Origin of the sequence: Vibrio coralliirubri (assembly GCF_024347375.1) — a bacterium.
Lineage (GTDB): Bacteria > Pseudomonadota > Gammaproteobacteria > Enterobacterales > Vibrionaceae > Vibrio > Vibrio coralliirubri.
Window position 1 is genome coordinate 2,004,586 of record NZ_AP025470.1, and the last position, 20,148, is coordinate 2,024,733.

Consider the following 20,148-nt stretch of genomic DNA (forward strand, 5'->3'; position numbering starts at 1 on the left):
AGGAAACAGACAAGGAGTATCTATTACTTACTTTACTGACATACGTTGAAGTGGGATTTCAAATTGAGACGGGTTAAAACCAACACCTTCTACACGCTTGTTGAATACCGCACGGTTTTGCTCGTAGCTGATCGGAATGTAGATTGCTTGCTCGTGCAGTGTTTTCAGTACATACGTGTAATGCTCTTGACGTTTAGTCTCATCAATTGCTTCCAGCGCTTCTAAGATGTGGTTATCGATCTCAGCTTTCTGTGGCATGCCTTGTTGCGCAGCGTAATCGCCATATACCGGTTTACGCATACCACCAAGGAACGATTGAGGATCGTAAGGTGTACCCCAAGAAATATTGAACGACAGGTCAAACTCACCTTGTTTCAGGCGATCGCGGTGTGCTTGCTCTTCTTCACCAACGATGTTCATTTTCAGTCCAACCTTCGACCATTCACTTTGTAAGTACTGTGCAATGGTACGCTCTACAACTTTGTCACTGTCATAAGAAAGCGTGATTTCAAATGGTTTGCCGTCCAACTTACGAGTCTTACCGTCTTTCTTCCAACCGGCTTCATCCAACAGTTTTTCAGCTTGAGCAACGTCATATTGGTATGGTGTCAGTTCGATATTGGCGTAAGGAACATTCTTCGCAAGCAAAGTGTCAGCCGGCTTTTCTAAGCCCAACATGATGCGTTCTGCGATGATTGATTTGTTGGTAAGGTGGCTTAGTGCTTGACGAACTCGAGTATCACTTAGGTTTTCGCTAGTCGAGTTCAAGATCAACATACGTGTCGATACTGGTTCAGAAAGCTCTGTGCCAAAACGCGGATCTTTCTCAAACTGTTTGTATGACTGCGCGCTCACAAGTTGTAGGCCGTAAACCATATCGATTTCGCCACTGCGTAGTGAAAGTAAGCGCGATTGATTGTCTGGAATTACCTTTGCCACGATCTTATCGGCTTGTGGTTGCTCACCCCAGTAGTTTTCGTTTCGCTCGAACGTTGCACGTTGGTCAACCACGTTTTCTGTCAACACATAGCTACCTGTGCCTACATAACAGCTAGCGCCATTCTTGGTGGTTCCGTCTTTAAAACATTCTGGAGAAAGGAAACGAAACGGACGAGTTACGCCAAGCTCAACAAGGAATGGATAGTATGATTCAGCAAACTCAACCTCAATTGTGTGGCTATCTACCACTCTGACACTCTCTTTGCCTGTCTTCTCAATTTCCACCATCAGGCGGATAGATTCAAGCCATGTATGGCGATTAGCGTTATCCAACAGCGCATCGAAGTTCGCTTTCACAACATTCGCGTCAAACGGCTTACCATCAGAAAACGTGACATCATCACGTAATTTAAATGTATAGGTTTTACCATCCTCTGAAGTGCTCCAGCTTTTCGCCAACCAAGGTTCAAGAACACCGTTTTCACCAAGATGTACTAGCCCTTCAAAGATAAGGTTTTGTGCAAAGATCTCTCCGCCATAAAGGTGTGGGGTTAGATCTCGGATATCACGATAGTTTGCAAAAGTAAGAGTACTCTCTTCAGCAAACGCATTTTGAACAGGTATAACAGCAGAAGCAGCAACGGCTACAGTAGCGATAAGTTTTTTAAACGGCATAAATAAACCTTAATGGTAATGATAATTATTATAATTAACTAATTTGATAGTACTATAACGATAAATATCATCAAGAGTTAGTGACACATTCATTTTTCTTATTGCTCGTTTCAACAATAAGAAAAATATCGTTAGAAAGTTTGGTGATGAATTCGTTTCTTCTATTCAGTGCGGTGACAACAAGACGGCGTATATCCCCTAATCATGTTGCCAACGAAAGCCACATATAGCCGCAGAACACATAGACGTCTTGATGACGAATAGATGCGACGCTGATGGACTAATAGATAACGATATTTTTGAGGCTAAACGTATGGAGGCGAACGTGTACGAGGCAGTTCATATACAGAGAGTGAACCCGATAAGCACGTAAGCTTGTTATATATAGGCGCTTGGGTTTTGGTAGTGATAGGAAAATAACCACTGTGAATCGCACTTTGTACCGCGTCATAAACAGCGCAATGATGCTGAGCGTGTACCTCTTCTCCCATTTCTAATTGGTGCACGATCGACGAGATGTTCAAGCTTATTGGAAGCATGAATAACGCCAAAATCAATAATGTGCGATTAGCAGTGCGAGAGAGAAAATTCAGAGTTTAAGCCCTATCGAGAGATTTCTAGGGAGGTTAACACCGATAAATATGCAATTTATGTATCTAGATCAAATTAATATCACTAATCGCAATCATTCTCATCACTATATGAAATGAGAGCAATGACAAACCAAAATCAGCGTAAATGCTTCTAATCATTTATAAATTAGTGATATGTGACAGAAGAGTATTCGAGCGAATACAACAGGGTGCCTAAAACCTTCAAACAGGCAGTCCCGATTCAAAGGCTCTTCTCCTAGAAAGTGTCCATCATGTTATAAAAAGTAACGTTATCAGAAGCTACGTTATGAAAGGCGACGTTACTCGAAGACTAGATAGGTTTGACCATCTACAGAAATGCTTTTCACTTGTGTGTTAAACACAGACTCAAGTTGCTTAGGGGTAAGCACTTGAGCAGCTGTGCCAGATGCTTGGAGTACACCTTTGTCGAGCAACAACACTTGGTCTGCGTGTCTTAGTGTTCTGTTCAAATCATGGTTAGCCATGATCACGGCGATGCCCTTCTCTGCCACTCGTTCGATGAGCTTGTATAACAAGGCTTCTTGAGCAATATCCAGTGGAGCTGCGGGTTCGTCGAGGATCAGCAGCTTTGCGTAAGGATTAAGTGTCGGCCAGATTTGCAGACACATGCCCGCCAAGCGAACGCGTTGCCATTCACCACCAGACAGTGTCTGAATGGAACGATGAAGTTTGTCTACAATGTCTAGCATCTGGCTGATTTCTTCCAAAGCTGCGTTGATTTCAGTATCAAGGCCGTGTGAGGAGCTTGGCAGTGACAACGCAAGATATTGGAACACTTCTAAGTTGAAGGCTGGCCTTGCGCTTTGGCACAAGTAAGCACGATGCAATGATAAATCTTGTAAAGACAGCTCCGACAAATCCTGCCCGTCGATCTTTATATCGCCTTTGTAACCATCACCAATGCCAGATATCGCTTCGAGTAAGGTACTTTTACCGCTGCCATTAGGGCCGATAACGTGAGTCACCTGCCCTTGCTTGAGCTCAAATGATAGCGGTAATAAACGAGCGCCGACGCTCAGGCTCTTAATTTGAATCATGATTTTTAATTAACATCCAAATGAAGATAGGCGCACCGATACTGGTGGTCATCACACCCAAAGGTAATTCTGCAGAATCGAGTAATGTACGCGCGCAAATATCAGCAAACACCAACAACGCAGCGCCAGCAACAGCAGACAAAGGAAGAAGGTATTTGTTATCAGTACCAATCGCTAAACGCAATAAGTGTGGCACAACCAAGCCAACAAAGCTGATCACGCCACCTAAAGCTACCGCGCAGCCGACTAAAATAGACACAGCGAAAATTAGACGCCAACGTAATCTCGGAACGTTCACACCCAGTTGCGCGGCATGCGTTTCGCCAATCATTAGTTTGTCTAGCTTGCTACCTTGTAGACACAGCCAAATAATCACGGGGATCATCACTAACGTAAGCGAGTGTTGATACCAAGTTACGCCACCTAAGCTGCCCATCAGCCAATACATCAACAAGCGTAGGCTTAAGTCATCACTAAAATAGAACGCCCATGTCACCATCGCGCCAGAAAGAATACCTAACGCGACACCCACCAGCAGTAATTTAGCCGTGGTGAGTCGCATCGTTTTGACCATGCTCACCAGAATCACGGTGAAACAGAGTGACCCTAAAACGGCGGCAATCATGAACAGTTCTGGAGTTGGAGCAAACGGCAAGAAGAACAGCACGATCACCATGGCCAAACTTGCGCCACCGGAAATACCAAGCACGCCGGGTTCAGCTAATACGTTACCGAGTAAGACTTGTAAGCTTGCGCCAGATACGGCTAACCCAGCCCCGATAGCAATCGCTGCTAATAATCGAGGTAAGCGTAAATCAATCAGTAGTTTTTGTTCTAACGTGGACAATGTGCCCAGAGGGGAAATGAAAAGATCGCCAACCATTAGGTAAATCGCACTCAGCGCGACAAGCAGTGCTGCCATCAGATAAATGGCTCGGGTCCATTTACGCTGTTTTTGGTGAAGAAGTTGTTGGAAATCCATATCAAGCTACTTTGAAATTGTTCGCGTAACCTTACCTGTATCCCTAAATAAACTCAAGGCTCACACCGTAATGTGAACCTTGATATTTCAACCAGTTGAGCGGTTGTTTTGCTCGCTTTAACCCGGCTCGGTATTAATCGTACACAAGCTGACCATGGTCGAATCGTGTTTCAACTTCGCACACCATTAAGGCCGCTCGTTGACCGATAGCCACGTTACGATTTGGGAATACCACCGCTTCGTTTTCATTCTTCGCCATCAATGGCTTATCACCATCATGACCAAACACTTCACCGTGCTTGAACGCCGTAAAGTTCTCTACGTCATCAGAGAACATGAAATCAAAGTCATCGTGCAAACGAACAATGGTTCGGCTTACGCGATATGTAATGGTTTTCTTCGGCAAATGCTCTGGTTCTATTTCAGCAATCAGATTGCGCATAGCCAAATCGAAAGCCGTTAGCTTATCAAGTTGGTTCTCACCAATTCTTGCAACCTGCCCTAGCTCCATTGTCAGTGCTTGCGCTTCAAAGTTTTCAGCGCTGTACCAACTGAAGGTGCTGGTTGGTGCATTCGACAGCAACACAGCTTCAACGTGAGCACTGTTGATGAAATCGAAAAGCTCCTTGTTGCGTACTTCGTGGCGAACCTTAGGGCTCACAGCGAACGAGTAATGCTTAGACAAACGGATCGCACAGTGCAGATCTAAGTGCCAACGAGTGGCAGGTACCGTTTCCTTGTAAAACTCAGTAACCAAGTACTTAAGGTTCTTTGCTATATCCACTTCTCGATTACTTTCGTGCTGTTTTTCATCAAACAGACGGTTCATATTCACATCAAGAAAACGAGTATGCGCGTTGGTTGCTTCCGGGTGAGCAATGATGAATAAACATCTTGCTGTCACGACTTGGAAGCCTGTTTCAATATCCTCAATGAGCTTATCAATCAGCTCCATTGGTGAAGTTTCGTCGCCATGAACACCTGTTGAAAAGATGATGTTCTTGGTTTCAGAATTGTACTCTGCGGGAATCACTTCCAATACACCGCGTTGATGAAGCTTAATTTGAACACCGTTACTCAGTACGGTCTGTCCTGCAACCACTTCTTGCTCAAGATCTAGGCTGTCAAAAAGAAATGATTGGCGAAAGAGGGTCTTCGTCATGCGCTACTCCTTAATTGCACGGCCGTATGTTAATAAATTGTACATAGAAATTGTGTTGCTAGGATCGCACTTATCAATAGAAACTCCGTTATCACTCACAAATACTACCCATATATTTTTGTATTACCTGCTGATTTTACTAACCGACATCTGTTCCAAATAACTTTCTCTATTTAGAGCAGCTTTTGGTTGTCTCTGGTCATCTCAGCAAGATAAGAGCCACGTAAGCTAACACAGCTCTTACCTGCCATGAACAGATTGAGATCAATTAATCTTCCTGATCGAGCAATCTTTCAAATTCATCGATTTGAACTTTGACCATGTCGATGCTTTGTTGCCAAAAATCCGCTTGAGTCAGGTCCATTCCTAAGTGCTTTTGAACGACTTCTTCCGCCATCATGCTGCCCGTATCACGAAGCAACGACACGTAATCGCCGTAAAATTGCTCGCCTTTTGCATCGCGTTGAGCGTAAACACCTTTACTGAATAGGTAACCGAACAGGTATGGATAGTTGTAGAAGCTCACTTGAGAGATGCTGAAGTGCAGTTTGCTCGCCCAGAAGTATGGGTCGGCTTCTGTCATTGCATCGCCGTACCACTCTTTCCAAGTGGTTTCCATCAAGTCACACAGCTGCTGAGCCGTTAGCTCGCCTTTTCCACGCTGCTCGTAGAAGGCTTTTTCAAATTCGAAGCGAACGGGAATGTTCACCATTAATGCCAAAGAAGAAGAAAGCTCTTCCCACAGCATTTCAAGTTTCTCATTGCGTGTTTGGGCTTGTTTTAACAAGTGGTCACGAACGATGTTTTCAGCAAAGATCGAAGCCGTTTCTGCTAACGTCATCGGGTAGCGTGTTTGACACAACGGCATGTCTTTCATCACCCAGTTGTGGAACGCATGGCCTAGCTCGTGTGCCAATGTCATTAAATCTGAGCGGCTACCGCTCCATGTCATGAACACAAGCGGTGTGCGTGTCGCAGCAAACTTGGTGCAGTACGCGCCTAAACGTTTGTTGGCAGCTGGTGCGGCATCAATCCAGCCATTCTCAACCATTAATGCGACAAAATCAGCCATCTCTGGATTTACTTCAGCGAACGCAGTTTTGATCACTTCGATCGCTTCATCAAATGAGTAAACCTTAGATTCAGCATCACCAAGTGGTGGCATTGCTGCTAAATGATTCCAAGGCTTCATTTCATCGAGCCCGTGAACTCTAGCCATCAACAAACCCGCTTTCTGACCAACAGTTCGATTCGCTTTCGCTACTGACATCATGGTGTCTAGCGTTGCTGGCACAATGCGGCTGCCGTGTAGACTTGGATCTAGGAAATGCACATCGCTAATCTTCGAGCGCTTTTTGTTTTCAGTCAGTCGCCAACCCGCCAAGGCATTTAGAATCGAAGCAAAAGACTCTTGATGCGTTTTCATTGCGCCTTGAACCGCGCGCCATGCCGGTTCTTGTTTGTCGAATTCGCTGCCGTACAACAGACTCGCGGCTTGTGAAAAACCTAGAGCTTCCTCTTCACCGTCCAGCTTTAGCGACAGTTTTAAAGATCCGGTTAAGTTATCGTATAAACGGCCCCACCCATCACGGCCATCAACCTTCATCGCTGCCAATAACTGCTCTTCAGCAACACTGAGTCGGCTGCTTGATAACTTACGTGAGCTTTCAATCGCAAAGCGCTGCCCTGCTACGTCCGCACTATCATGTTCTAATACCGCATCAATAAATTCTGGTTCTGCGTGAATTAACGTGTCTTCGTAAGGGCTAAACGCTTGAGACATTTCAGAGTTCAGCTTTGCGACACGACCAAGCAGTGCTTTGGCTTCTGTGTGTGTCGCGTCGACCGAAGCATGGCAATTCGCGAAGGTGTTGATCGTGCTTAGTAGCGTGCCTGCCGCTTCTGAAGTCTGAATCGCGTTTTGCATCGCTAGAATGATGTGACGCTTTTCAACGTGTAGGTTCAACAGCTCAATGCACTGCTGAATGAGTTCAATGTCCTGTTCGATTTTTGCATCATTAAGATCGCTATAAGCAATGCTTAGATCCCAACTTGGTGTTGTCATGACTAAATTCCTTTCACGTAGGTAGTAATACCAATCAGGTATAGCGGCTGTGAACGCCGCTTTATATCGATTTCTGTTTCTATTTACAGATCTAAGATCTAATAGATTGTTAATTCTTAAACTGTGTTTTTTGAACGCTCAGAGAACAGGTAGCCCTATCGATTTGACGCTGATAAAGCTCTGCGCAAACTGAGTGATTTGAATATGCGTTATCGATGCGTTTTCTATCGATAACTTCGAGTACAAACTCGGGTTTTTCCAATCAATATCAAGGCAGTGCGCTAGCAGTATGCGAATCACACCACCATGAGTAACCAACAATATATTGTCACTTGAATCATTCAAAAGTTGCGACCAAGCTTGAGTTACTCTGTCGTGGAAACCCTGTAAACTTTCTGCACCAGTTAATTGATGATTAGCAGGATCTTGCCAAAAGGTTTCTAGCATTTCCCACTTGTCTTCAAGTTCATCAAATGGGACACCATCTACTTCACCGAAGTTCATTTCCTGAAAGCCTGGCACAACAGACAAAGGCACTGACGTACGCTCTGCATACAAGTTTGCTAGATCAGCGCATCGTTTTAATGGCGAGGTGACCACGCTATCGAAGGTAATGTCTTGTGTCGCAAGCGCCTCACATATCTGTTCTTGATGCTCAGGGTTGACCAGCACATCAGATAAACCATTGAGCGCAGCTTTTCCTTCGACTTTGCCATGTCTTAGCAGGTAGATGTTTTTGGTTGTTCCATTGACCATGTGTGCGACCTAGCCTTGAGTATCAAGCAAGTGATTAGATGGTTTTAAGTGCAGCGGCAATCCGGCAGCAACCAGCGTGACGCGCTCAACGACACGAGCTAGCGCTTGGTTCATTCGTCCTGCATTGTCCACAAACAAGCGCGACACTTTCCCCAAAGGCACTACACCTAAACCGACTTCATTAGAGACCATGATAATTTGCGCCGGACTTTGCTCGACGCTTTTGACCAATACTTCAACCACGGCTTCAACCTGTTCATTGGTTGCGTCATCACCCAGTTCAAAGATGATGTTGTTCAGCCACAAGGTTAGGCAATCAATCAATACCACATCTTCTTTCTCAAAAGACTGCAATTTTTCGGCTAATTCGACGGGTACTTCATGCTCAATCCATTGCTCGCCACGACGTTGTTGATGGTGCGCGATTCGTTCTCGCATTTCATCATCAAGATATGTCGCTGTCGCAATATAATTGAGGCGTCCATTTGAACATGCTTCAAGCGCACATAATGCTTGTTGCTCTGCAAAACTCGACTTACCAGAACGAGCCCCCCCCAATACCAAATGGCTGTTTCGCTGGCTTGCTTGATTAATTTGATTAGCTTGAAAAGTTTGATTGGTGTTCGTCATAGGGAACCGTTATAGAAAGCCATTGTAAAATGCAGTAATGAATACAAGGTAAGTCAGCAACTCCATTAACTGTTGAGCAGCCCCCAAGCAGTCGCCAGTAAAGCCACCAATTCGAGCCGTTAACCACTTTTTGAAACCTGTTCTGAACAGATAGGCAACGACAGATAAAACCAAAGCGAATTCAAGACCAAACCACAGGCTAGGCAGAACGCCTACAAACAATAAGAAGGTAAGTTCACCTTTGGTTTGCTTGTTGGCCAATGGTTTACTTTTACTGGTATCTAAATCGCTGACATAAGGCATGTCGTAAATTAGCGATGCAGCAATCGCGCGGCTAAAAGTATAACTGGTCACGATAACCATAAACAGAGCCGTCATGTTGACCAGCTCATTCAACAACACCCACTTGCCAAGCAAAGCCATAACCAGTGCAGACGCGCCATAAGTGCCAATACGACTGTCTTTCATGATGGTCAAACGACGTTCTAGAGTCATGCCGCCACCAATGCCATCCGCCATATCAGTCAAACCATCTTCATGGAATGCACCTGTGAGCATCAGGCTAAAACTCATCATCAAGAAAATCGCTACTGCACTCGGCAGTACCGCATCAAGTAGCAAAAACACACCGCCACATAGAGCACCTAGCAACAAACCAACCGTTGAAAAGTAACGACCCGAACGGTTCATTCGCTCTGATGAATAGGGCATGTTCTTCGGCATTGGCAAGCGAGAAAAGAAGCCCATCGCCAGTGCAAACAACTCCCACTGATAAGTGACTCGATCTTTCAACGATCCTTCTGGTACATCACTCATTAAACCGTGACTCCAGCACTTTCGAAGCTCGCCATGTTGTTATAAAATTCGGCTGCCGCACGAATAATTGGCATAGCTAGCGCAGCACCTGTACCCTCGCCTAATCTCAATCCAAGATCGAGCAGTGGCTCAGCGTCGAGCAGCTCTAACAGAATTTTGTGTCCTGACTCTTCAGAGCGATGTGCGAAGATCATATAGTCTCGGCAGTTTGGTTCAATTAAAGTCGCGACATACGCCGCAACCGATACGATAAAGCCATCGACCAACACTGGTGTTCTGTTTTGGTAAGCGCCAAGGAAGCCCCCCACCATTTGAACGATTTCATAGCCACCGACTTGTGCGAGTACCTCTTTAATATCTTTAACTTCATTCGCATCTAAACCTTTGCAACGCGCGACACCTTGCTCAACCACAGCCACTTTACGTGCAAGCTGTTCATTGTTGATGCCAGTGCCTAGGCCAACACACTCCGCTGCAGCACGATTCGCTAATGCATTTAAGATCGCTGATGCGCTGCTGGTATTTCCGATACCCATTTCACCAAACATTATGATATTCGTGCCATTCGAAATGGTTCTAGATACAAGCTCTGTACCCAGTTCAATCCCGCGTTCCACCGTTTCTAAACTCATTCCCGCTTCATTGGCAAAGTTATTGGTTCGCGTACCCAAACGCTGAGAGATCAACATGTCACTGTCAGATTCCACAGGCAACAATATCCCCGTGTCGACTACCGTGATATCGATATTATTCACCGCACAGAAGCAATTGATCGCCGCGCCACCGCTTAAGAAGTTCAACACCATCTGTTGTGTTACCGCGCTTGGAGCAATACTCACGCCTTCGTCAGCAATGCCATGGTCGCCAGCAAAAATGATGATACTTGGCTTGTTCAATTCAATGTGTTCGACCGCAGCTTTTTTGCCTTGGCTCTGAATCAATGCCAGTTGATGTGCGACTTTTTCGAGTAAACCAAGGGCACCGAGTGGCTTGGTTTTTTGGTCAATTCGGTGTTGGATGTACTGCGAGTATTGGGTATCTAACATAGTTTTTAAAAACGCTTATTCTGGGTACGTTGATTTAGGGACTGCTACTTAAGGATTGTTACTTAGGGCGTGCGACAGAGAACACATTGGAAAGCGTCGCGTATTCACCGCCACCAAGTCGAGACAGTGGGTCCAAGGCCAACGCATCAACCTTAAGACGTTCACTCTCTTTGTCGATCACGTCTTCGGAAATGTACACGGTTTCGACTTGAGCAAAGATGAGGCTTTGTGGCACCTCTCCAACCTCTTTTACTTCGTACAAGGTGCAGCCAAAAGCGACCGCGCACTCTTTCACTCTCGGTAAAGAAAATCCTTCAAATTCAACTAGCTCAATGTTATTCGCGGTGACTTCCGAATCACCATGCTCAAGGGTAGCTGCTGTCGCTGTCATGGTTTCTGCAGAACTTGAAGAAGCAATGTGAATCACTAGCTTACCCGTTTCTAAGGCATTACGAGTGGTATCTTTGATTTCGCTGGACGGCTTCTTCCCAACCGATAACATCAGTAGCGGCGGATTGCTGGAAACAGGCGTGAAATAAGAGAAAGGCGCTAGGTTGTACTCTTGTTCAGAAGATTCCGTTAATGCCCACGCAATCGGGCGAGGAACAACGGTTTGTGTCATCAGGTGATAAATCTGAGTAGGAGCAAGAGTATCAAGCTTGAGGTTCATAGCACGTCCTTGGTCTATGTGAATTACGACTCAGTTTACGTGTTAAGCAAGGCTGTATCTATGGTTATGTGGCAGAAACCGCAGAGAGTGTTCTTAATTTGAGCAGTCCAAGGCCACTTTTTCTCAAATTGAGAATCAAAAAGACAACATGGTTTGGAGCCAAACACCACCAACACCAAAAATCAACCACTTACGTTTTGGCATCGATTATGCTTTATCTAATGTAACTTACTAACCTCTCCTTAGTGAGTTAAGCAAAAAGCTTTTCAATCTCTCTCCATTGTTAAGTTAAAAACAAAGTAAGTTCAGTAAGACGTAACACAAAGTGAATGCCCTCACTTAGCAACAAATAGTCGACTACTAGTAAGTAAGAAAGAAAGAAAGAAAGAAAGATTTAGGAGGTGTAATGATTCCAAATTCAAGTAAAAGAAAACCAAATAAATCAAGTAAGAAAGCTAGCAAAAAGGTAAGGAAAATCCCACTATCCTTCACCTAGTAAGAAGCAAGAAAAGTAACAAAGCCCGTCGCCCAGCGGGCTTTGTTATGTTTAACACCTAACTTAAGTTTCAAACCAAACGAAATGATCTCTTTTCCATAAACCGATTACTCCTCACGCACTACTTACCACTCGTTTAACAAATTTTTATTCGCTTAAAATTCAAACACTGTTTATATTAAACAAGCACTTGTGGAGTGAATAAGGGATTAAAATGAGCATTTCTGGAGACAAAACATCGGTCGTGGTGGCTGGTGCAACCGGGCTAATTGGTCATCATGTGATGAAGTTGCTCATCGATGAACCCGCGGTTGATCATATCTATGCCCTATCTCGCAGAGCGTTAGATTCACAGTTTGATTCCAACAAGCTCCACACTCTTATTCACAGCGACCTACAAGTTACCAGTTGGGATGACACCAATGCGACGCCTAATCTTGGCGTTATCTGCTTAGGTACGACCAAGAAAAAGGCAGGTTCAAAAGAAGCGCTTCGCAAAATCGATGTGGAATTGGTTAGCCAAGTCGCACAGTCGATGAAGTTTCTTGGGGTTCAACGCGTCGCGGTCGTTTCTAGCTATGGCGCTTCACCAGATTCCTATTCGCACTACCTTCGTTGTAAGGGGCAAATGGAGCAAAACTTAAAACGTATTGGCTTCAAGCAGCTTTTCATCGCACGTCCGGGGCCTCTGGTGGGTGAGCGTGATGAACCAAGAGCTGATGAAAAACTCCTGCAAAGTGTCTTTCCTCTGCTGTCTCCGTTTATGCTTGGTAAGTTCAAAAACCTACGTCCTATTCAGTCGGAAGACGTAGCCAAAGCAATGTTGTTCCGATTATTCGCAAATAATTTCCAAAATATCGAAATTTACTCGTCAAGTGACATGCTCAATTTATTGGCAAAATATCGCTAAAAAGCTCACCTATTCATCACAATGTTGAATATCCACCCATCCTATTGAGTGGATATTACTAATCGTTCTAATAAATTACTTTTCCTTATTTTACGTTTTGTTACAGGTCGCTACTGTAGCTAACAGTATTTGCGCCCATATATCCAGGCGCCCTATCGATTTAAAGAAATTCATAAGGAAAACAAATGTCATTTTCAGCTATCGCTGCCTTAGCGGTATTCACTGGTATCCTCTTTTTTCTCTACGGACAGCAGAAAAAAGAAAACACACTTTCTCGCCTCGTTTTACTCGGTTTAGTATTTGGTAGCGCATTTGGTCTTGGTCTTCAGTTGCTATTTGGTGAAGGCAATCCGGTCATCAACGAAACACTAGACTGGGTAAACATTGTTGGCCGTGGTTATGTTGGCCTACTGAAAATGGTGATCATGCCATTAGTATTGGTTTCAATGATTGCAGCAGTAGTGAAGCTTGAAAAAGGCGGTTCACTAGGCAAGATTTCTGGCATCACCATTTCTGTGCTGTTAGCAACAACCGCGATTTCTGCGATTGTTGGTATCGTTGTAACGCAAGCATTCGGCCTGTCTGCTGAAGGTTTAACAGAAGGCGCTCGCGAAACCGCACGTATCGCAACACTTGAAAGCCGCATCGGCAGCGTTTCAGACCTAACAATTCCACAAATGCTGATTAGCTTTATTCCGACTAACCCATTTGCAGACCTAACGGGCGCTCGCTCTACGTCTATCATCGCTGTGGTTATCTTTGGTGTGCTAACGGGTATTGCTGCTCGTAAAGTGATGGCAGAGAAAGAAGAACTGGAATCTCCAATCCGTACGTTCGTTGAAGCGGCACAATCTATCGTTATGCGTTTAGTTAAGATGATCATGGCACTCACGCCATACGGCATCGCAGCGTTAATGGCAAAGGTAGTTGCAACATCAAGTGCTTCTGACATCCTCAGCCTACTGGGTTTCATCGTTGCATCTTACGTTGCGATTCTACTGATGTTCGTTGTACACGGTGTGTTGGTTTCTTTTGTTGGTGTAAACCCGAAAGAGTACTTCCAGAAGATCTGGCCAGTACTGACGTTCGCTTTCACGTCTCGTAGTTCTGCAGCAACGATTCCACTGAACGTTGAAGCTCAAATCACTAAGCTTAACGTGCCACCAGCGATTGCTAACCTGTCTGCCTCTTTCGGTGCGACGATTGGTCAAAACGGTTGTGCGGGTATCTACCCTGCAATGCTAGCGGTAATGGTTGCGCCTACGGTTGGCATCGACCCAATGGACATCAATTTCATTCTTTCTCTGATTGCAATCATCACGGTGAGCTCATTCGGTATTGCTGGCGTAGGTGGCGGTGCAACGTTCGCGGCACTTATCGTACTTCCTGCTATGGGCCTTCCTGTAACGATTGCAGCACTGCTTATCTCTATCGAGCCACTTATCGATATGGCACGTACAGCGCTTAACGTATCTGGTGCAATGACAGCCGGTACCATCACAAGCCGACTATTAGGTAAGAAAGACAAGCAACAAGATCTGGAACAAGCGAACGCTTAATGGGTTCGATTGATTCAAGCACTTGAATCTCGTTAAACAAAAAACCGATGCACATGCATCGGTTTTTTATTATCTGTTACTTCTAACTTCCATTACTTCACAAGCAACAGCACTTAGAGCACAAGTTGAATCACTTTCTCAGCAAGTGCTTCATCGTCATCTTCACTTAATCCGCTGATACCAATAGCGCCAATCACCAGCCCCTTTAACTCAATGGGAACACCGCCTTTAAAGCCAGTGATCTTAGCGTCGGTCCAGTAACTTAAGTCTTTACCGGTTTCTCTCGCCCAAGCCCCTAAGTTACCACTTGGCTGTCTGTCTCTTGCAGACGTATAAGCTTTGTTCTGTGCTAACAATCCGGCTTGAACACTCACATTATCCATGCGAATAAACACCAGTAATTCACCATGCGTATCACACACGCTCACCGCAATTGCTTGTTGATTACGCTCAGCAATGTCGAGAGCGTTAGACACCAATTGTTGTGCGATCTTTTGATTCAACATAATCATTCCTTACGGCAGTGCTTGACCACGTGAGTACACGTATAAGTTGTACCACTCTTCACGAGACAGGTTTATCTGAGTCGCGACTGCCGAAGCTTTGATTCGCTCTAGATTTGTGGTGCCAATTACAGGTTGGATACGAGCAGGGTGACGAAGCAAAAATGCTAACACAATCGCTTCACTTTCTACGCCATATTGATTCGCTAACTGAGCCACGTAGTGCGCTGTCTTTTTCACATTCTCATGTTCTGAATACAAACCCTGCTCAGCAAATCGGCCTTGTGCCAAACAGCCCCAAGCTTGCAGTTGGATGTTATTCATTTGGCAATGTTCTAGCGTGCCTGTGGCGAAGTCTGATTGATGGTGCCCTTGCGAGTTAATCATCACCCCATCGTTCAACCAATCCAACTTGGCTAAGCTCATCTCAACTTGATTCGCGACAATGGGTTGCCCAAGTGCAGATTGCAGGTACTGAATTTGATGGCTGTTCATGTTCGACACACCAAAATAATCGACCTTACCTTGCGCTTTTAAGTTCTCTAACGTTCTTGCTAGCTCATCGAGTTCCATCAAAGGGTCAGGGCGATGCAATAACAGCACATCAAGCTTCTCAGTGTTCAAACGCTCGAGAATACCGTCTACCGATTGGCCTACCCAATCAGCCGAGAAATCATAACGACCAACATTGCCCTCGCCTTCAAAACGAATCCCACACTTGGATTGAATGAACATCTGTTCACGCAGATCAGGCGCTTGTTGTAATGCTTGACCAAAGGCTTGCTCAGCTTTGCTGAAGGTATAGATGTCCGCATGATCGAATAAATTAATACCCGACTCTAATGCGGAGTCGATTACGTTTCGTGTTTGAGCCACATCCGCACTCGTCACTGGAATATCATTCCAACCACCACCTAACCCCATACAGCCATAGGCAACTTGCCCAACATTCGGCAGATAATTTGATAATGGGATACGCTTTTTGTCATTCGTTTTATTTGTAGATTCAATGCTGTTCGTCATATCGATTCTCGCTTAGAAGATTTGCTGACCAGAAATATGCCTCTATCATATTGTTCTTTTTAAAAAACAGAATATGCTAGTTACGAAATGATTGTTTGATATGACGAACAATAGATTGGTAGGAACGCGCTAATGAACGAACACAAAAGAATAGAACGACTGATCCTGTTTATAGAGCTTGCTCAGCAACTTAACTTTACCAAGGCAGCCGAAAAGCTCGGTATCTCTAAGAGCTACCTTTCTGAGCAGATCAAACGTTTAGAGAATGATTTACAGTGCCCGCTTTTGGTCAGAACCACGCGCAGTGTTCGTTTAACCCAAGAAGGCGAACGCGCGTTACAACAAGGCTTAACGATTCGCTCGCAAGTCTTACAGCTTGAACGCAGCGTTTCAGAGCAACACGACATCGTTAAAGGCCTATTACGCCTCACCGCGCCAAAAATGTTTACTGAGGTATATCTATTCGATATCTGCCAACAATTTAGGCAGCAATACCCAGAAATCCGCTTTGAGATAAACAGCAGCTACACCAACTTTAACCTCAACCAAGATGATATCGATATCGCGTTTCGTGCCACTAATACGCCACCTGACAACATGGTGGCGAAACACTTGATTAGCTATCAGCATGATTTAGTCGCGACTCCCGGTTATCTTAATCAATTTGGTCGCCCTACCAATGTGAGTGACTTAAGTGATCATCAATGCTTAGCAACGCTGCACCAAACCGAGTGGCCTTTAAAATCGGCAAATATTGATGTGTCCGGCTGGCTTTCAAGTAATGACAACCACTTACTTAAGCAACAAGCTATGGCAGGCAGTGGCATCATCCGTATCGCAAGTTACTACGTTGCGAAAGAGGTCGAGCTTGGAGAGTTAGAACAAGTGCTGCCTGATGAATGCCTACAACAAGGCAACAGTATTTACCTCTTCTATCCTCAAGTTATTTATCCGGCAAAGAAACACCAAGTGTTCGTTAAATTTGTTCAGGCTTACTTTGAAAAATTGAGAGCTTGAAAACTTAAGAGCTTGATCATTTAAGAACTGAGAGCTTGAAAACCTGAGAGCTGACTAATTTGGCAGTTTAAGAATATCAGAGCTGATCTAACGAATTGAAAAATGAGAAGCCGAGGAACCGAAAAATTAAATAACACGAAATAAGGTTTAAATAACCCTCTTGATTTATATACCTATATTTAGAATGGGATTATCGAACAATAATAAAGCGATTTTGTGAATACTCTCATCGATGATTGTGTTAAATAGAAAGAAATCGTGCATTTGTTCAATAATACAATGAGTTAGCTATGAACGATTAACATAACTGATATATGATGCACCGCTTCAGTATGTCACATCATTTTGGCACCAGTTCGATAACAGGATCCTCATGAGCTTTATTATATTATTACTTCTTCTGCTATTTGTAGGCTTTACACGTTTACTTCAGTGGCGAAAAACCTCTCTGTTTTTATCTCTTGTTCTTATATCGTCATTTGTGCTGATTGGTTCAGGTTTAATTCCTCGTTATTTACTGAACGACCTGCAATCCGATTACGAAAATAAGCCTGATATCCAATGGTCTGACAATAACGCCATTGTTCTTCTGGGAGCGGGAACGCAGTTAATTAAAAGCACGCAAGAGTTTGAGCCAGCCTTTTTCTCTTTTGGCCGAATCAGTGAAACAGCCAGCCAATATAAAGATTGCGCCAAAACCCAAACCACATGCAAAGTGATCATCAGTGGTGGCGATGCACAAAATAACGGTGTTACCGAAGCAGAAGTTTATCAACAACAATTGCTGAGACTTGGCGTTTCGATGGGTGACATCATTCAAGAGCCAAATAGCGTCAACACTTGGAAGAATGCACAGCTCACGAGTGACCTAATGAAGCATCATAAATTCGACAACATTGTGTTGGTTTCATCTGGCCTACATATTCGTCGTAGCGAGCTCTACTTCAACCACTTCGGCTTGAATGTTATTCCAGTAAGAGCCGACTATATGGCTGCTCAAATTTCATGGTTGCCATTGTGGTACAACTTTGCGGTCACAGATTTTGCTTTGCATGAGCAGATAGGCTTTGCCCGTTACAACATCTACAACTTTATGGGTTGGAACAGCAAACGCGAAAAACCAGGTGATGCTTAATCTCTTTCAATTAAGTTAACTCGAACAATACAAAATGCAGCAGCAATCGAACGGTTGCTGGCTGCATTTTTTGATCTTGCTTATCACAACATCCTTTCTTATTTGGCTTACTCAAGTACTTCCCTATCCTTTAAGCAATAAATCTCTCTAATCCATCTTGCTGGCCTAATTTTTCCAAGCCAACATACCAAATGGCGAGGTATCAAAAACAGAAACGTTCAACAATTAATCACCCATAGATTGGATTGTTGAAACTAATTGAAGTCATCAAGATAAGTCTTTATCAAACAACAAGTTGATCAGTACAACCTCCTGATATCTATAAGTATTTATTTTCAATTCATTTCAGTATTTTTGGCATTGTTTTATATGACAAAGTACACCCCGCTAGAGCCCCTCGGCTTTAAATAATATCAATAAAATCTAATAACTCGATTCTAATAAAAATAGCCAAATAATGGCATTTAGGAACTTATTCATGCTTAACGTCAGAAAAACCGTTCTATTTAGCTCTGCCCTCTGTTTCATCTCTTTTGCCACTCATGCCAAGATATATTCAGACCAAATCGTATTGGATAGCCTCGGTGAAGATATCTGCCGTTCCGATTATCGTCCGCTCAGTAATACAGAAGCGCAAGAACATAAAACCGCCCTGCTATCGCGCATGAATGTGTGGGACATTGCTGGCCTTAAAAATGACTGGGTGATCATGGGGTCTGGCTACCACGGGCTCATCAAACAAGGACAACCCAGCGACAATACCTGGTGTTACCCTAACACCCCAGACGCAGGCCTGCCTTACTACGAAGCTCAAGCCATCGAAACGAACAATAACCTTGATGTTCAACGCGCCTTAGTCAGCGACAACACACACTTTATCAGACCACTGAGTTACTTGGCCCATAACCTGGGTTACGCTTGGGTTGGAGGCGATAGCGCGCGTTATGTCGGCCAAGATATGGCAATAAAACCGCTAAACAATGGTTGGGAGATTAAGGGCAATAACAATGGAAGCTGTGCCGGTGATCGCTGTAATGAGAAGACAAGCATCACTGTTGATAACTTCGCTTATACACTCGATAACACATCGTTTTTACACGGCTCTATAACAGAGACCAACCAAGAGCTGATTGAAACCGTCTCGGCTTATGCAATCAATGATAGCGAACAGCCTAAACAAATCGTCGTTGACCTTCATTTTGAGCAATCCACACAATGGAGTAAAACACAGCGCTTCGACCTTGCTGATTCAGCCGTCATTGATGAGACCTTTCATTGGCCACAAGTTGGAAAAACAGAGGTAAGAGTTGCGCTAGAAGAAGGCCAACGTTTCTCCGATACCAACAGTAGCGCTCGTTCTGAACCAACAGAACTGCAAGCCATCATTACCGTACCAGCGAACTCAGTACTTCCCTTTCAGGTTGAGTTCTTGCGCTCTACCATCACTTACCCATACCGTATCAAAACCAACATGAGTTACGACGTGAACTTCACAGGTTTCCTTCGTTATAGCGGCAATGCGCTAAGCTCGCACCCAACAAACCGCCCGACTGTCTCTCACACCTTTACCATGGGAACCACCAGCGAAGATCAAGCTAATATCCGCTACCAATGGGATCACCGCTATATTCCTGGAGAGATGAAATGGTGGGATTGGAGCTGGGCAATCAACACCAATGGCTTGAGTAGCATGCAGTACGCCGCAGGTGCCAGTGTGCGTCCTTTCTACACCTATGTTTCAGGCCAGTTTAGTGCGGAGTCACAATATTCAGGAATGATCGATATTGGTACCGAGCACTCTATTGATTCATTTAGCGCCATGACACCTTCTGGCGATTACACAACCTACTACGCGGGTGACATCGAAGTTCTGACTGACTTCGACCCTGCGGCTCTAGCACAACTGGGTTATAACAGCGCTCAGCTAACGCTTACCCCAATGCAGCAATAAGCCCATAGAAAGTATCATCTGTTATTCCAAGCCCATTGCGTCTGCTCTGGGCTTGATTCGTCTTACATTCTCTCAGTCATACATCTGCATTAGTCTCTAAATATTCACTTTCTGAATCGTTTTTCACTGACTTAAAAATGA

17 protein-coding genes are annotated in these 20,148 nt (G+C 44.4%); 5 read left to right on the forward strand and 12 right to left on the reverse strand.

What is annotated here, in order from left to right:
- Nucleotides 1-27: 27 nt before the first annotated feature.
- The 10 genes from nikA to OCV20_RS09240 form a co-directional block, all read right to left on the reverse strand.
- Nucleotides 28-1,614 (reverse strand): nickel ABC transporter substrate-binding protein, encoded by a 1,587-nt coding sequence (gene nikA, locus OCV20_RS09195; RefSeq protein ID WP_086774958.1) that lies wholly within the window; start codon nucleotides 1,612-1,614, stop codon nucleotides 28-30.
- A 913-nt stretch (nucleotides 1,615-2,527) separates the two neighbouring features.
- Entirely contained in the window at nucleotides 2,528-3,286 is a 759-nt protein-coding gene (btuD, locus tag OCV20_RS09200) for a vitamin B12 ABC transporter ATP-binding protein BtuD (RefSeq protein ID WP_086774957.1), read from the reverse strand.
- Complete coding sequence (gene btuC / locus OCV20_RS09205; protein ID WP_017096955.1) at nucleotides 3,273-4,268, reverse strand: vitamin B12 ABC transporter permease BtuC; 996 nt, start codon at nucleotides 4,266-4,268, stop codon at nucleotides 3,273-3,275. Before btuC ends, btuD begins: the two co-directional genes overlap by 14 nt.
- A 133-nt stretch (nucleotides 4,269-4,401) precedes the next feature.
- A complete protein-coding gene (locus tag OCV20_RS09210; RefSeq protein WP_017092609.1) occupies nucleotides 4,402-5,430 on the reverse strand; it encodes a succinylglutamate desuccinylase in 1,029 nt (342 codons plus the stop codon).
- Between the two features lie 268 nt (nucleotides 5,431-5,698).
- Complete coding sequence (locus OCV20_RS09215; RefSeq protein ID WP_086774956.1) at nucleotides 5,699-7,495, reverse strand: M3 family oligoendopeptidase; 1,797 nt, start codon at nucleotides 7,493-7,495, stop codon at nucleotides 5,699-5,701.
- 138 nt (nucleotides 7,496-7,633) lie between these two features.
- On the reverse strand, nucleotides 7,634-8,251 hold the full coding sequence (cobC, locus tag OCV20_RS09220) for an alpha-ribazole phosphatase family protein (protein WP_086774955.1): 618 nt from the start codon (nucleotides 8,249-8,251) through the stop codon (nucleotides 7,634-7,636).
- 9 nt (nucleotides 8,252-8,260) lie between these two features.
- Nucleotides 8,261-8,881: a bifunctional adenosylcobinamide kinase/adenosylcobinamide-phosphate guanylyltransferase gene (cobU, locus tag OCV20_RS09225; RefSeq protein ID WP_050645282.1), complete on the reverse strand. Its 621-nt coding sequence runs from the start codon at nucleotides 8,879-8,881 to the stop codon at nucleotides 8,261-8,263.
- A 9-nt stretch (nucleotides 8,882-8,890) separates the two neighbouring features.
- Nucleotides 8,891-9,697: an adenosylcobinamide-GDP ribazoletransferase gene (locus OCV20_RS09230; protein ID WP_086774954.1), complete on the reverse strand. Its 807-nt coding sequence runs from the start codon at nucleotides 9,695-9,697 to the stop codon at nucleotides 8,891-8,893.
- Nucleotides 9,697-10,743, reverse strand: coding sequence for a nicotinate-nucleotide--dimethylbenzimidazole phosphoribosyltransferase (cobT, locus tag OCV20_RS09235; protein ID WP_086774953.1), 1,047 nt, complete (start codon nucleotides 10,741-10,743; stop codon nucleotides 9,697-9,699). Before cobT ends, OCV20_RS09230 begins: the two co-directional genes overlap by 1 nt.
- 58 nt (nucleotides 10,744-10,801) lie before the next feature.
- Nucleotides 10,802-11,413: a flavin reductase family protein gene (locus tag OCV20_RS09240; RefSeq protein ID WP_050648898.1), complete on the reverse strand. Its 612-nt coding sequence runs from the start codon at nucleotides 11,411-11,413 to the stop codon at nucleotides 10,802-10,804.
- A gap of 710 nt (nucleotides 11,414-12,123) precedes the next feature.
- Between OCV20_RS09240 and OCV20_RS09245 the strand changes: the two genes are divergently transcribed.
- Nucleotides 12,124-12,819: an NAD-dependent epimerase/dehydratase family protein gene (locus tag OCV20_RS09245; protein ID WP_086774952.1), complete on the forward strand. Its 696-nt coding sequence runs from the start codon at nucleotides 12,124-12,126 to the stop codon at nucleotides 12,817-12,819.
- A 185-nt stretch (nucleotides 12,820-13,004) separates the two neighbouring features.
- On the forward strand, nucleotides 13,005-14,378 hold the full coding sequence (locus OCV20_RS09250; protein WP_048611859.1) for an L-cystine transporter: 1,374 nt from the start codon (nucleotides 13,005-13,007) through the stop codon (nucleotides 14,376-14,378).
- Nucleotides 14,379-14,491: 113 nt separating this feature from the next.
- On the opposite strand, the gene OCV20_RS09255 is transcribed toward OCV20_RS09250, so the two are convergent.
- Together OCV20_RS09255 and OCV20_RS09260 are read right to left on the reverse strand one after the other, a co-directional pair.
- Nucleotides 14,492-14,884 (reverse strand): GlcG/HbpS family heme-binding protein, encoded by a 393-nt coding sequence (locus OCV20_RS09255; protein ID WP_086774951.1) that lies wholly within the window; start codon nucleotides 14,882-14,884, stop codon nucleotides 14,492-14,494.
- 9 nt (nucleotides 14,885-14,893) lie between these two features.
- Nucleotides 14,894-15,904, reverse strand: a complete 1,011-nt coding sequence (locus OCV20_RS09260; RefSeq protein ID WP_086774950.1) for an aldo/keto reductase — start codon at nucleotides 15,902-15,904, stop codon at nucleotides 14,894-14,896.
- 132 nt (nucleotides 15,905-16,036) lie between these two features.
- Here OCV20_RS09260 and OCV20_RS09265 point away from each other — a divergent pair, with 132 nt between their 5' ends.
- The 3 genes from OCV20_RS09265 (at nucleotide 16,037) to OCV20_RS09275 (ending at nucleotide 20,007) form a co-directional block, all read left to right on the forward strand.
- Nucleotides 16,037-16,921 carry a LysR family transcriptional regulator gene (locus OCV20_RS09265; RefSeq protein ID WP_086774949.1) on the forward strand — a complete coding sequence of 295 codons (885 nt, stop codon included), beginning with the start codon at nucleotides 16,037-16,039 and terminating at the stop codon, nucleotides 16,919-16,921.
- Between the two features lie 373 nt (nucleotides 16,922-17,294).
- A complete protein-coding gene (locus tag OCV20_RS09270) occupies nucleotides 17,295-18,056 on the forward strand; it encodes a YdcF family protein (RefSeq protein ID WP_086774948.1) in 762 nt (253 codons plus the stop codon).
- A 478-nt stretch (nucleotides 18,057-18,534) separates the two neighbouring features.
- On the forward strand, nucleotides 18,535-20,007 hold the full coding sequence (locus OCV20_RS09275; RefSeq protein ID WP_086774947.1) for an aerolysin family beta-barrel pore-forming toxin: 1,473 nt from the start codon (nucleotides 18,535-18,537) through the stop codon (nucleotides 20,005-20,007).
- Nucleotides 20,008-20,148: the final 141 nt, after the last annotated feature.